The 12,768-nt window shown below is 28.9% G+C and carries 15 protein-coding genes; 8 read left to right on the top strand and 7 right to left on the bottom strand.

Annotated elements, in window-relative coordinates:
- Window positions 1–51 precede the first annotated feature (51 nt).
- Window positions 52–1,122, top strand: coding sequence for a M20/M25/M40 family metallo-hydrolase (locus MDIS_RS00895; RefSeq protein WP_044635242.1), 1,071 nt, complete (start codon window positions 52–54; stop codon window positions 1,120–1,122).
- A gap of 59 nt (window positions 1,123–1,181) precedes the next feature.
- Here the strand turns inward: MDIS_RS00895 and MDIS_RS00890 are convergent, their stop codons facing one another.
- On the bottom strand, window positions 1,182–1,457 hold the full coding sequence (locus MDIS_RS00890) for a hypothetical protein (RefSeq protein WP_044635241.1): 276 nt from the start codon (window positions 1,455–1,457) through the stop codon (window positions 1,182–1,184).
- Between the two features lie 74 nt (window positions 1,458–1,531).
- Between MDIS_RS00890 and MDIS_RS00885 the strand changes: the two genes are divergently transcribed.
- The 6 genes from MDIS_RS00885 (at window position 1,532) to rpmB (ending at window position 5,598) form a co-directional block, all read left to right on the top strand.
- Window positions 1,532–2,323: a leucine-rich repeat domain-containing protein gene (locus MDIS_RS00885; protein WP_044635240.1), complete on the top strand. Its 792-nt coding sequence runs from the start codon at window positions 1,532–1,534 to the stop codon at window positions 2,321–2,323.
- Between the two features lie 95 nt (window positions 2,324–2,418).
- Entirely contained in the window at window positions 2,419–3,855 is a 1,437-nt protein-coding gene (gene pyk, locus MDIS_RS00880) for a pyruvate kinase (protein WP_084217524.1), read from the top strand.
- 235 nt (window positions 3,856–4,090) lie between these two features.
- Entirely contained in the window at window positions 4,091–4,741 is a 651-nt protein-coding gene (gene infC, locus MDIS_RS00875; RefSeq protein WP_044635239.1) for a translation initiation factor IF-3, read from the top strand.
- Window positions 4,734–4,928, top strand: coding sequence for a 50S ribosomal protein L35 (gene rpmI / locus MDIS_RS00870; protein ID WP_044635238.1), 195 nt, complete (start codon window positions 4,734–4,736; stop codon window positions 4,926–4,928). The genes infC and rpmI overlap by 8 nt, the downstream gene beginning before the upstream one ends.
- A 53-nt stretch (window positions 4,929–4,981) precedes the next feature.
- Window positions 4,982–5,338 (top strand): 50S ribosomal protein L20, encoded by a 357-nt coding sequence (gene rplT, locus MDIS_RS00865; protein WP_044635237.1) that lies wholly within the window; start codon window positions 4,982–4,984, stop codon window positions 5,336–5,338.
- A 65-nt stretch (window positions 5,339–5,403) separates the two neighbouring features.
- Window positions 5,404–5,598: a 50S ribosomal protein L28 gene (gene rpmB / locus MDIS_RS00860; protein ID WP_044635236.1), complete on the top strand. Its 195-nt coding sequence runs from the start codon at window positions 5,404–5,406 to the stop codon at window positions 5,596–5,598.
- A gap of 160 nt (window positions 5,599–5,758) precedes the next feature.
- Here the strand turns inward: rpmB and MDIS_RS00855 are convergent, their stop codons facing one another.
- The 5 genes from MDIS_RS00855 to MDIS_RS00835 form a co-directional block, all read right to left on the bottom strand.
- Complete coding sequence (locus tag MDIS_RS00855) at window positions 5,759–6,007, bottom strand: IS3 family transposase (protein WP_084217523.1); 249 nt, start codon at window positions 6,005–6,007, stop codon at window positions 5,759–5,761.
- Between the two features lie 291 nt (window positions 6,008–6,298).
- Window positions 6,299–6,703 carry a hypothetical protein gene (locus MDIS_RS00850; protein ID WP_044635234.1) on the bottom strand — a complete coding sequence of 135 codons (405 nt, stop codon included), beginning with the start codon at window positions 6,701–6,703 and terminating at the stop codon, window positions 6,299–6,301.
- A 161-nt stretch (window positions 6,704–6,864) separates the two neighbouring features.
- Entirely contained in the window at window positions 6,865–7,293 is a 429-nt protein-coding gene (locus MDIS_RS00845) for a PTS sugar transporter subunit IIA (protein ID WP_044635233.1), read from the bottom strand.
- A gap of 3 nt (window positions 7,294–7,296) precedes the next feature.
- A complete protein-coding gene (locus MDIS_RS00840; RefSeq protein WP_044635232.1) occupies window positions 7,297–8,385 on the bottom strand; it encodes a mannitol-1-phosphate 5-dehydrogenase in 1,089 nt (362 codons plus the stop codon).
- Window positions 8,385–9,854, bottom strand: coding sequence for a PTS mannitol transporter subunit IICB (locus tag MDIS_RS00835; RefSeq protein ID WP_044635231.1), 1,470 nt, complete (start codon window positions 9,852–9,854; stop codon window positions 8,385–8,387). The genes MDIS_RS00840 and MDIS_RS00835 overlap by 1 nt, the downstream gene beginning before the upstream one ends.
- Window positions 9,855–9,887: 33 nt before the next feature.
- On the opposite strand from MDIS_RS00835, the gene MDIS_RS00830 reads away from it, so the two are divergent.
- Window positions 9,888–10,667 (top strand): MurR/RpiR family transcriptional regulator, encoded by a 780-nt coding sequence (locus MDIS_RS00830; protein ID WP_044635230.1) that lies wholly within the window; start codon window positions 9,888–9,890, stop codon window positions 10,665–10,667.
- Between the two features lie 389 nt (window positions 10,668–11,056).
- On the opposite strand, the gene MDIS_RS04350 is transcribed toward MDIS_RS00830, so the two are convergent.
- Window positions 11,057–12,763, bottom strand: a complete 1,707-nt coding sequence (locus tag MDIS_RS04350) for a ZmpA/ZmpB/ZmpC family metallo-endopeptidase (RefSeq protein WP_044635229.1) — start codon at window positions 12,761–12,763, stop codon at window positions 11,057–11,059.
- Window positions 12,764–12,768 lie beyond the last annotated feature (5 nt).

The following is a 12,768-nucleotide window of genomic DNA, read 5'->3' as shown; positions in this document are numbered from 1 at the left end:
CAAAAAGTGTATAATTTTAGTAATTTATCGCTTTTAAAGAAAGGTTTAATTATGACAATATTCGAAAAAATGAAGAAATACTGCGACCTTGATGGAATGTCGCGTTACGAAGAGGAAATTGTTGCAGAACTAAAAAAATCAACAGAAAAACTTGACCTTGCTTATTCTCGTGACGGGTTTGGTTCTTTAATTATGCAGCAAAAAAATCCAAATTCTGGACCAAAAGTCGTAGTTGCTGCGCATATGGATGAAGTTGGTTTTATCGTTTTAGACATCACTGAAAAAGGGTTTATCAAGGTAAAATCAGTTGGCGGAATTTGGGGAAATGCTGTAATTGGGGCAAGATTTAAATTAATTAATTCTTTAGGTCAGGAATTTTTTGGGGTTGCTGGTCATACTTCAATTCACATTATGGAACGTGAAAAAATCGAAAAAGCCTTGATGGTAAAGGATCTTTTTTTCGACTTTGGTTTTAAATCAAAAAAGGAAGCCGAAGAATCATCAGTTGAAATCGGAAATAGAATTTATTTTAACAACCCAAGTTTTTTGATGCAAAATAATGATTTTTTTGCATCAAAAGCAATTGACAACCGCGCTGGCGTGGTTGTCATTGACGAACTAGCGCACCGCCTTCATAAAAAGGAAATAAAATCTAATCCAATTTTGGTTGGAACCGTGCAAGAAGAAGTTGGTTCCCGTGGTGCGAAAATGGTTGCAAAAATGATTAACGCTGATATCGCTTTTGCAATCGATACAGGTGCCGCTCATGATACCGAAGGTGCAATTCCTGGCGTTCAAAAATTAGGTGCTGGTGTTGCAATTGATATTGCCGATGGTGGTGCTTTAATGGATCCACGACTTGTTGAAATTCTTTTCCGTATTGCCAAGGAAAAAAACATCCCTATTTACCGTTATGTTTCACAAGGTGGGGGAACAGATGCAGAAGAACTGCAATATTCAGGATACGGAACTCCGACTGTAAGCATCTCAATTCCACAACGTTATTTGCACTCAACTTATGGATTAATTAGTTTATCAGACATTAAAGCTGCAATTGATTTAATTGAAGCATTTATTACAGAATATGGACAAAAAGAGCACGAAAAATTAACTTATAAATAATCAAATAGTTCAAATTAACTAATCTTTAACAAAAAGTCGCAATTTCTTCAATTAAAATGCTAATAAATAAAGTAAATTGGCTGTTTTAAAGCTTTTTCCGCTTCTGCTTTAGCAAGTTTTGAGTCATCTCATTTAACAGTATGATCAGAACCTTTTATTTCACCAGAACCTGTTTTAAAAGAACGATAAATTGCTGCAACTCCTAGTAAAGCAGGTGTAATTTTTGTAATTGCAGTTGCTAAACCAGCAACTCCCGCTAGAATTCCTGCTCCACCAGTTTCATTTTTGTCTTTTTCACTTAATTTAACTAGATTTTGATTTGGTTGATTTTTCATTGTTCAACCTCCTTTCACACAAAGTTAAGTAAAAATTAAAAAATTATTTAAAAAAGGAAAATTTTAGGAAAAAAGTGCAATTTTTAATACTGACTCGTGAAATCGCTACTCAAATTATTAAAAATCAAGAATTTTTTAACGAAAAAATTCTTGATTTGTCTTCAATTAATTTTGAAGAAATTGAGGACTTTGCCTTTTCAGGAATGGATCTAGAAATCAAAAAGCTAATTTTGCCTGATTCACTTTTAAAAATTGGCGAATCAGCTTTTATGTTAAACAAAATTGAAAAGATTATTTTTGGGTCTAATATAAAAACTATTTTAGATTCTGCTTTTGAGTCTAATTTAATCAAAAATATTAATTTTCCTAAAAAAATAAAACAGTTAAATAATTCTGTTTTTGCAAATAATAAAATCAAAAACCTTATAATTCCTGAGTGAATTTCAAAAATTGATTCAGATTGTTTTGCCGATAATTCAATTGAAAATCTGCAATTTGATTCAAATAATATTAATGTCGATGTTTATGCTTTTGTTGGAAATTCACCAAAAAAAGTTGATATTTTAGGTGAATTTAATGCGAAAATGGATGAAAAAGTCTTTAGTTTTTACAAATTTAAATTTGACTTTTTAAATAGTTTTGATAAATTTGATAATAGTTTCAATATTATCATTGATAATCCAAATCTTAATCAAATTTTGATTTCATTTAACTGGGAAAATTTGGAGACAATTAACTTGATTTTTCCTCAAAATCAACAAAAAAATGAAGTTGAAATTTTCATAAATAAATCCAAAATAGATAGAAATCTTGAATTTGAAGCATTAGGTTCAGATTTTTTTAAAAAAACATTGAAAATTTATTAATATTTTTTTTAATTAAGTTTATAATTATTATAGTTAATTTGCACTTCTCAACTGTTTTTCAATAAATCAAATACGAGGAAATTGCTTTTAAAAATATGAATGATATGAAAAATTATATTTCGAAAAGAACGAAAATCATCGCCACAATTGGGCCAGCAACGCAAGATTATGAAGTCTTAAAAAAATTGGTTTTAGAAGGTGTTAGTGTAATTCGCGCAAATTTTTCCCACGGAAATTATGAAGAACAACGACAAAAGTTTGAAAATGCCCGTAGAGTTTCTGAAGAACTTCAAATTCCAATTTCAATTATGCTAGACACAAAAGGGCCAGAAATTCGTGTTGGTAAAATTCTTAACGGCTCACAAAAAATCCTTACAAACCAACGTTTAATTGTTCTAACTGATTCAGATTCTTATAAAAATTTCGAAGGAACGGCACAAACAATTACTGTATCTCACCAAATTGATAAAGATTTAAAAATTGGTGATAAGGTTCTTTTTGATGACGGAAAGTTACAATCTGTTGTTGTTGAAATCGAACCAGGAAAAGTTGTTGTAAAAACAAAAAATTCCCACATTTTAAAACCAAATAAACGCCTAAATTTACCAGGTGTTGCTTTTTCATTGCCGTTTTTATCACAAAAAGATATTAACGATATTCTTTTTGGGATTTCAGAAAATATTAATTACGTTGCTGCATCATTTGTAAATTCTGCCGAAAATGTCCGTGAATTACGTCAACTTTTAGATGAAAACGGTGGTTCACACATTCAAATTATTTCTAAAATCGAATCAACATTAGGACTTGAAAATATTGACGAAATCATCGAACATTCTGATGGAATTATGGTTGCCCGTGGAGATTTAGGACTTGAAGTTCCTTATGAAGAAGTTCCTTTTCAACAAAAAAGAATTATTCGTAAATGTCGTTTTGCTGGTAAAACTGTTGTAGTTGCAACGCAAATGTTAGATTCAATGGAAAAATCTTCTCAACCAACAAGGGCAGAAGTTTCTGATGTTTATTGAGCAACCGAATTAGGTGCTGATGCAACAATGTTATCTGGCGAATCAGCGCAAGGACAATTTCCAGTTGAATCAGTGCAAGTAATGGCTATTATTAATAAAAGAGCAGAAAAAGAATTTTATAACAAACTTTTCTACACTAAACAACTTGCGGTAATTACCAAAAATTCAAAAGGTCCAAGAGCAAAAATCGCCCATAAATTAGCGCATCTTGCTTACGAAAAAGAGATAAAATACACCGTTGTTTTATCAAGAACTGGCGAACTTTTGAAAACAATTGCAAAATTTCGACCAAATACAGCCGTAATTGGTGTTTTAAATAACGAAAAATTAATCAATGGTTTTGGAATTACATCTTCTGTTTTTGTTTCAATTAATTCAATTTCAGAATTTGAAGCAATTAAAAACGATTTTAGTTTGGCTCGTAATGTTTTAAAACCATTTGGAGTTGAAAAAGGTGATACGTTTTTAGTTGTTGAAAACGAAAAAATGGTTCAATTTGTTTATTAATTTTTTCAACTTTTTTCATATATTTTTCTTATTTTTCTAGTATAATTATAATGCAAATTTTTATTTGCAGAAAGTAGATTCGCTCTCACCTGAAGATCCTTGTGATCTTGGGTTTACCTGACAAACAAAAATTATTATTTTTTTGTCTAAAAGCGTAACTGAATCCGCTTTTTTTAACAAATTTCCTTAAAGCTTTAATAATTAAACCATCTAAAAATGGAGAGAAATTTAAATTTTGAATCCTAAAAGTCTTTTTCAAAAAAAACCAATACAAGAGCACCAAATTAACGAAAATATATTTTTTCCTAATGTTTTTCTAGTCGGAAGTGACAATGAAAAAATTGGAAAAATGCCAACAAGAGAAGCAATCAAAATGGCAAAATCGCAAGGACTTGATTTAGTTTTAATTTCGATTAAAGAAATTAAAACTAAAGATAATAAAGTTCAAAAAGTGCCAATTGCAAAAATTCTCGACTACGGAAAATTCCGTTACGATATTAAAAAGAAAAAAAAGGAAGAAAAAGAAAAACAATCCTTTACCAATAATCGTGAAATTCGTGTTAGTTTTAACATTAATATGCAAGATATATTGGTTAAATCAAAAAAAGCAAGAGAATTCATTCTTGATGGTGATCGTGTCAAAATTGCTCTTCGCTTCCGTGGTCGCGAAATTACAAGAGTCGATCAAGGTAAAGTAACACTAGATATATTTTATGACCAATTAAAATATATTGCCAAAAAAAGTAAGGAAATTTCACAAAACGGTAATTTTTTAGTAATGAATCTTGAGCGTGATCGAAAAAAACTACCTAAATTCACTTCATCAAAACAACTAAAAGAATTACTTGAATACGAAGAACAGCAAAAGCAGGAAGAAAATGTCTAAGATTAAATTTAAAACTAAATCTGCATTGAAAAAAAGAATAAAAATCACTGCATCTGGAAAAGTTAAACACGGGCATGCTTATCGTTCTCATCTTGCTCAAAGTAAAACTACCAAACAAAAACGTCAATCAAGAAAGGCAACTTTGATGGACAGTTCAGATTTTAAAAGATTAAAGAAATTAATTTAGTTAATATTTTTTTAAAATAAACTTTAAATTAATTCGAAAAGGAGAGTTTTATTATGAGAGTCAAGGGCGGAACTATAACTCGCCAACGACGTCGTCGTTGATTAAAATTGGCAAAAGGATATTGAGGTCATAAATCAATCGGCTTCAAAGTTGCCAAACAAGCAGTAATTAAATCTTGAACTTACGCGTTTCGTGACCGTAAACAACGTAAACGTGAGTTTCGTAAATTGTGAATTAGCCGAATTAATGCTGCCGCACGTGCCCAAGGTATTTCTTATTCCCAATTAATGTATAAAATCAAAGCTGCAAATATTGAAATTAACCGTAAAATGCTTGCAGAAATGGCAATTCATCATCAAGCCGAATTTGAAAATATTGTTAAATTAGTTTTAGATAAAAAGGAAAATTAGTCCTTTTTATCTAAAAAATTTATTCAAAAATAAATACAATAACAATTTTTATTTTAGGAACTAAAATGGCAAGAAAAGACCCAATCTCTTTGCGCGGACCTTTAAGTGGAAACAACCGTTCACATGCACTTAATGCAACCAAACGTAAATTTAACCTTAATTTACAACAAGTTACTTTAAAAACCGCATCAGGGCAAAAAGTTCGTATTAAAGTTTCGGCAAAAACTAAAAAAACCTTACGAAAATGGGGGCAAATTTAGTTTACTTTTTCGAACTTTATACACAATTTTTCCAATAAAAAAACAGAAATTTACTTTCTGTTTTTTTATTTTCTTGCAAGCAAATTTTAGATAATCATAATCTTTAAAAAATCAAATTTAGCTATAAAAAAGCAGACTCGGGCACGAAAATTAGACAAATTTAAAAAGATAAACTTCTCCAAACTTGCTCTGGTGTTTTTCACTTTAAATTAGATTGTATACGTTTTTGGTTATAAAAATTTACATAATTTTTTATTTGATTTTCGAGTTCAGCAAAAGTTAGTTTTTTAATATTTATCTGACTTAGACATTCTGATTTTAAATTCCAAAAGAAATATTCGACTTCATAATTATCAAGTGAATTGCCGATTCTCGACATTGAAATTATCACATTATTTTCCTTTACCATTTGTTTGTATAAATTTGATGAGTATTAATATCCGTGATCAGAATGTAAGTATCATTTTTCTTTAAATTTTATTTTGCTTAAATGCGAATATACAAGCTCAACTCATTAGAAATGGATAAATTTCAGTTAATAATTTTTTTACTTTTATGATAAATTGCAATTAATAAGTAAACATTATTATCAAGAACATCTTTTGGTGATTTAATGTAAGTTGCATCGGTTGCAACGATATTTGCACTCTTACCGTTAAAATTTCTTTTGACAAAATCTTGGTTTTTTGTAAAACATCCTTTATTTCTCGACGTTTTTTCTGTTGTCTTGTTTTAGTCTTCAGTCCGTTTCGGCTCAAAATTCTTCAACTGTTCTTTCATTTAAAGTAATTCCGTGCTTAATTTCAAGCATTTTTTGCACTTTTTCTCAACCGCATTTTGCTTCTAATTCATAAAAAATTTCAATAATTTTGTCTTCAAAAGGATTTTTGTATGGTGTTTTTTCTTTCTTTTTCAGCCAAAAATAAAAAGTGCTTTTCGGAATTTTGAGAATTTTATACGTAAAAGACTTATCAACATCGTCTTTTTTTATTTTCTGTATTATTTCCTTTTTCTGTTCTTCAGTTAACACACCATAAATTATTTTAATCAATTTTTCCCACTCTGAACGGGGAGTTTTTTGAATTCTTTGAATTTTTCGAACCATTTTTCTCATTCAAGGTGACTTAAATGTCTTGCCATTTTTAATCCTTTAATTTAAAAAAAGAGCACAAACAAATTAATTAAATCCAGTTAATTGCGAGTTTTTAAACTGAATTTAGATTAATTTCTGTGCCCGAGTTTAAATTCATAGCTAAATTTGAATTTTTAGCTATTATTTATTCAGTTAAAAACTTTTTCCTTGTTTAAATTTGGGTCATTTAAAATTTCTTCCACTTTTTCAATTTCAATAAAAGCAAGACCAATTTTTTGGATATAATCAATTTGTTCTGTGTTTTTTACAGCAAGTCCAATAATAAATCTGACTGGTTGTCCATCCCAGTCAAGTGTATTTTTTAGATGAATAATTTCAATACAGTTTTGAAAAATTAAATCATTACCTTCATAATTTCCGTGTGCAAGCGCAAGATAGTTTCCAAGAGCAACTGAAGATTCTAAATCACGTTTTTCCATTGATTGTAAATATTGATACTTGCAACAATTTTTTTTCTGAAAAATTTCAATTAGTCTCTGAAACGCTTCTTTTTTTGAATTAATAATTTGATTTAAGTGGATATTTTCTAGTTTTAAATTCATTTTCTAGTCTCTCTTTTGATTATAGTAGAAATTAAGTACTTTTTGGACTTCAGAATCTTCTAGATTTGTCTGACTTTTTAGGAATTTTTCAGGATTTTTTACAAGCTTTTCTTGCATTTTCAGTGCTTGATTGTCTTGTTTTGAGTCAAAATTTAGAATGTTTGCAAAAGTTTTATAAATAATTTCTAATTCTTCAAGTTTCAATTTTGCACTTTTTGCACATTTTAATAACAAATCAAATCTTTCACTTTTACCTAATTTAGTGATCGGATTTCGGGCAACACGTATAACTGAGTCTTGCAAAATTGGATTTTTAAATCTTTTAACTATTTTTTCAAAGTAAAAATCCAGTTCTTCTTTCTTAATTAACGGATTTTTGAATAAAATTACTTTAATTAAAACAGTTTTTAGTTGGCTAACATATTTTTGAATTACTGGAGAATTTAAAGCTTCATGAATGAAATTATACTTTAAAATATAGGCTAAATAGGCGATTCCTGAGTGTAAAGCGTTTACAAAAAATAACTTTCGGAGAATAAAATAGTCCAAATTTTCTAAATATTTTACTCCCTTTAGTTTGATTTTTTGCTTTTTTTTCTCAAGAATAATTTCTGAATATGTTTCAGTATAAACGTTTAAATTGTTTGAATTTGGGGCAATTTGGTCAATTGTTGTATCAACAAATTGTCAAAATTTACAATTTTGAAGACTCTTTTTAAAGTCAGAACTAACTCGAAACCCGTTTTCAAAACAAATAATTTGCTTATTTTTTTGCTCAATTTTTGCTAGTTTTGCAAAAATTGGCGCTAAATAAATTAAATTTTTAGCGCCAATTGAAGTCGAAATCAGATCGGCACTTTCTAAATGTTTTAATAAATTTTTCTCATCATTTAAGTTAATTGCAAAATAATTTTTTATCTGATATTTTTCACTATTTTCAAAATTAATCACATAATAAAAACCTTTTTCGTTGAGTTCATCAATTAATTTTTGGTTTACATCAACCAAAATAATTTCAAACTGGTTTTCTTGATATAGTTTTGCAATCAATCCGCGTCCGATATTTCCAGCGCCAAAATGAACAACTTTCATTAGAAACTATCCTTATTTTCTTGTATTTTTTTAATTTCTAGTGCTATATTTTCGTAAGATTTTTTATCCAAAAATTGATTCAGAGCGATAATTTTTGCTGTTGAATTTTTCGATCTAACGCGGTCTTCTAAACTTTGAATTGTAATAATAATTTCCTCATCACCACTTAGATCGGCAATTGCTAAATTGGAAATTTCAATATCCAAAATATCATTTTCTTTTAAAATTTTCCTTAAAATCGAAGCGGCCATTACTGAAGAACCCATCCCAGCATCACAGGCAAAAATTATTTTTTTTCAAGATAATTTTTGAGTATTTTTTACTTGCATTTTCTCATTTTCAATTATTTCTTTTGCTTGACTAAAGTCAAGATTTCCTTTTTCTGTCTTATTTTTATTTAATAATTTCGTTACAAAATTAATCGCTCACCCGCTAATTAAAGTAACTATTGCTGAACCAAAAATTGCAATTGTAATTCCAACTAGAGAATTTGTGGATTTTTCGACTTGAATATATTGGGCAATAATTGAGCCTGGAGAGACAGGAGCAACTGCGCCAACATTGAAAATTTGAAAAATTGCATTTCCAAAAACCCCACCAGCAATCAATGCTAAAATTAAAATTGGTCTTAAAAGCGCAAAAGGAAAATAAACTTCGTGAATTCCGCCTAAAAAATGGATCGGAATTGAAGAAGTTGCTTGTGCTTTTGTAGTTTTATCTTTTGAAAAAATTAAATAAAATAACAAAAGTCCGAGCCCAGGTCCAGGATTTGATTCTAATAAAAATAAAATTGACTTACCAGTTTCAGTTACTTGAATTGCCCCTAAAGTTGTAAAAACACCGTGATTTATTGCATTATTTAGAAAAAGAATTTTTGCTGGTTCAACAATTAAGGCAATCAAAGGATATAATTTTCACTGTCCCATTTTTTCGGTTAAGAACCCAAGCGATTTAATAAAATAACCAATGAGATAAATCGATAAATAATAAGTAGGAAAAAGGAGAAAAAAACCTAAAATTCCGAGATAGAAATTATTCGCTAACATTTGATAGCCGCTTGGAATTTTATTAATTCAAAATTTTTCACTATGTTTCAAAATTAGCGCTGATATTGGGCCAAACAGCATAACTGAGACTAACATTGGTGCAGAATTACCAGTAATTTTTATAAAAATTTCTGATTGTCCAGCAGCAACTGCGGCGATTGCCACAACCCCAGCAATCGCGCCGCCGCGAATTTTGTAGATTTTATAACCACCAAGAAAGCAAATTAAAATTGGAATTATATAAACAATTCCAGTTCCAACCATCGTTGCAAGTTCTTTATTTGGTGTTCAGCCTGTTGGAATAAAAAAGGAAGTAAGTAGACCTCAGGCAATAAAAATACCGATAATTGGCATTATCATTTGCCCTAAAAGTCCGCCAAATGACTGAATTTTAGTTTTAAAAATTTTGACTAAATTAGCCATAAAATCTCCTTAATATTGGTATAATTTTGTAAAATGTATACGAATTTGATTAATGATTTGTTGCAACTTTCAAAACAAAATCATAATTTCATTGATAAAGAAATCGCAGATTTTCTACTTTCAAATATTGACAAAATTATGACTTTGAAATTAGGAGTAATCGCAGAAAAAGTTAATTGCTCGACCGCATCGGTGATTAAATTTTGCAAAAAACTAGGATTTAAGGGTCTTAAAGATTTCCTACCAGCACTTGATCGCAATTATTCTTATTTACAAGTCCAAGAAAAACGCTCGTCTGATAACAAAATTACTGATAAAAATAAAATTATTAGTTCATATCATGCTCTCATTAGCAAAAATTTAGCCAATCTTTACAGTCTAAATCACGATTCTGTTATAAAATTAGCGATGCTTTTGAAAAAAACCAAGCATATAATGCTTTTTGGCAAAGGTTCAAACTTAGAATCTATCAATATTTTTGCTAATTATTTATCAAAGTTACAATATCATGTCGATTATCATTATGATTTTGAAGTTCAGGAAAAATGAGTTGAAAAATCAGTAGAATCTAGTGTTTGCATTTTTTTTAGTTTCTCTGGAATGCACCAGGTAATTAATGAATTAGTTAGTAAAATGAAAGCAAAAAGTTGCACTATTGTTTCATTTACTTCAAATTATGAAAGTAATTTATATAAAGAATCTTCAGTTAGCCTTTTAACTTTTAAAAACGAAGATGTTCTAGAAAATCACACTTCAGCACGTATTGCCTTTATTTATTTGATCATGCAAATTATTAATTTGCTTAAAAATTAGCTGGTATTTTTTATACCAAACTTAATTTTAAAGTCAAATTAGCAATTTTTAAGACTTTAAAATTAAGTTTACAAATTAAAATAAAAATTACTTCCGATTTAAATATAAAAAAAGTTTAAATCAAACTGATTAATTAACATAAAAAATCAGGCGGATTCCCGCTCTGTATAATTATTAATTTTACCACATCCTAATTTCTTGAAGTCTTTTTTTCAAAATTTGGTTGTTGTTTTTCTCTTGATTTAATCAAAAAACATTAAATTTTCTACTGAAAAATTGTAATGATTTTCATATTTTTTTTCCAAAATGAGAAAAGAAAAATAAAGCTAACTTTTGCTATTAGAAAAATCAACTTCAAAAAAAAGACCATTTTTAGGTTGTTTTTAGTGTTAGGAATTAAAAATTGATTCTCTATGTTCGTCAGTTTTTTTATGAATTGCAACATGAATTCGGGTTCTTAATTCAGTTGTATTAGTAAAATTTTCAATAAATATTTTCTCTAAATCTTCAAAAGTGTTAATTTGCTTTGTTTGGTTTCTATAGGTAAAACTAAAAGGCTTTAATTTATTAAGTTTTTCTTCCCTTTTTTTATACATATCTTTTTTAAAATCACTGAATGATTTATATTTATCACCAAAAATCATTCTCAAAACGTGACTATCACTACCCTTGACAACTCCTTCGGGTACATTGATTTCTTGGTTTGATTTAGCAGAAATATAAGGAACCATTCCGCCATAATAGCCTTTTTCTGCAAGCAATTCAAATGCAGTTCTTCTAAAACTGAGTCCACCAGAAATACCTTCTTTGTTTTCAAGAAGACCAAAATAAGGTTTGAAAAGATTTACCATAATATAATTATTATGACCAAATTCTCGTTTTCAACTACCTCCAACGCCAGAACCAACAATATTTCTATCAACTAGATCGTTAATCGAACTAATTGAATTAAAGTCAGAATTTTGAAGATTATTCAGAATGTCTTTTTTTGCATAACCATCCTTACTTAGTTCAAGTTTTTGGTAATTTTCAGTAGATTTTTTAGCAATAATCGCTTTTGCTTCTGCTAAATCAAGAACATAAATTAGATCAAAAAGATTTTTATAATAATTTTCAAGATCGGCCAAATTAGCAAACCTTTCTGGACTTGAATTATGAACTTTTTCATCACCATTGTATTTTTTAATAAAATTAAACGCTAATTCATCCGATGAAGCATAAGAAGGCGCCTGAAACATTCCAGTTGCATAAGATTCGGCATTATGTCCTCTTCTTTTTCCATATCCGTCTAGTAAAATATCATCATCAAAATTATGGGTATGTTCGTGAACAAGGATGGGTTGAGTTGCATATGATAAAAAATCTGATGCAACAAAATAAACAGCTTTTCTATTTTCTGTTGGCATATAAGCTCTTTGTCCACCTCTGTGCGTACGTCAAGCATTAATTGGGAGAGCGTAAGATTTAATACCTGGATCATTTTTTCCACCAAAAGCATCATAGACATCAACTATATAATTTTGCATAGTCTTTTTTGACTTTTGATTTAAAATTCGGTATAAAACATCATAATAATCTTGAGCTGATTCGCCAAATATTTTAATCTGCTCTTTTATTTTTTCATCTGAAAAACTTGAAGACCGATAACGCGAAAATACACCAGAAATGTTGCTATTTGTAGTGTGAATAAATCAAAGCGCATTTTCATCTTTTACAGTTAAAAGTGGTAAAAGTTTATCAGCTTGTTCTTCTTGCTTAAATCTTTCGATCATTGGTTTATTTACTAACTGATCAGATTTACTATCGATTTTAGTGATATACGCTTTAGTAAGTGATTTGAAAAAATCGTCAATATTTTGCTGTTTTTGTTTAAATAAATTGTAATTATATTCAATAAAATTGCCAGGCGAGCTTGGGTTTAAATATTTTGAAAAAACTTCGTGATAACCATTTGCAGTTTTATCAGCTTTTAAGTTTGCAAAATCTAATTTTCCTATGTCTTTTAACAATGACAAACTATCGCTTGATTTTCCATAAATTGCTAATGAATATAATAATTTATCTCTAAAATTAGAAATTGAATATCATCGGTACAAATAGT

This window comes from Mesomycoplasma dispar, from assembly GCF_000941075.1.
Taxonomy (GTDB): Bacteria; Bacillota_I; Bacilli_A; order Mycoplasmatales; family Metamycoplasmataceae; genus Mesomycoplasma; species Mesomycoplasma dispar.
The sequence above is the reverse complement of the archived record's forward strand: the minus strand, read 5'-3'. Positions and strand labels throughout refer to the sequence as shown.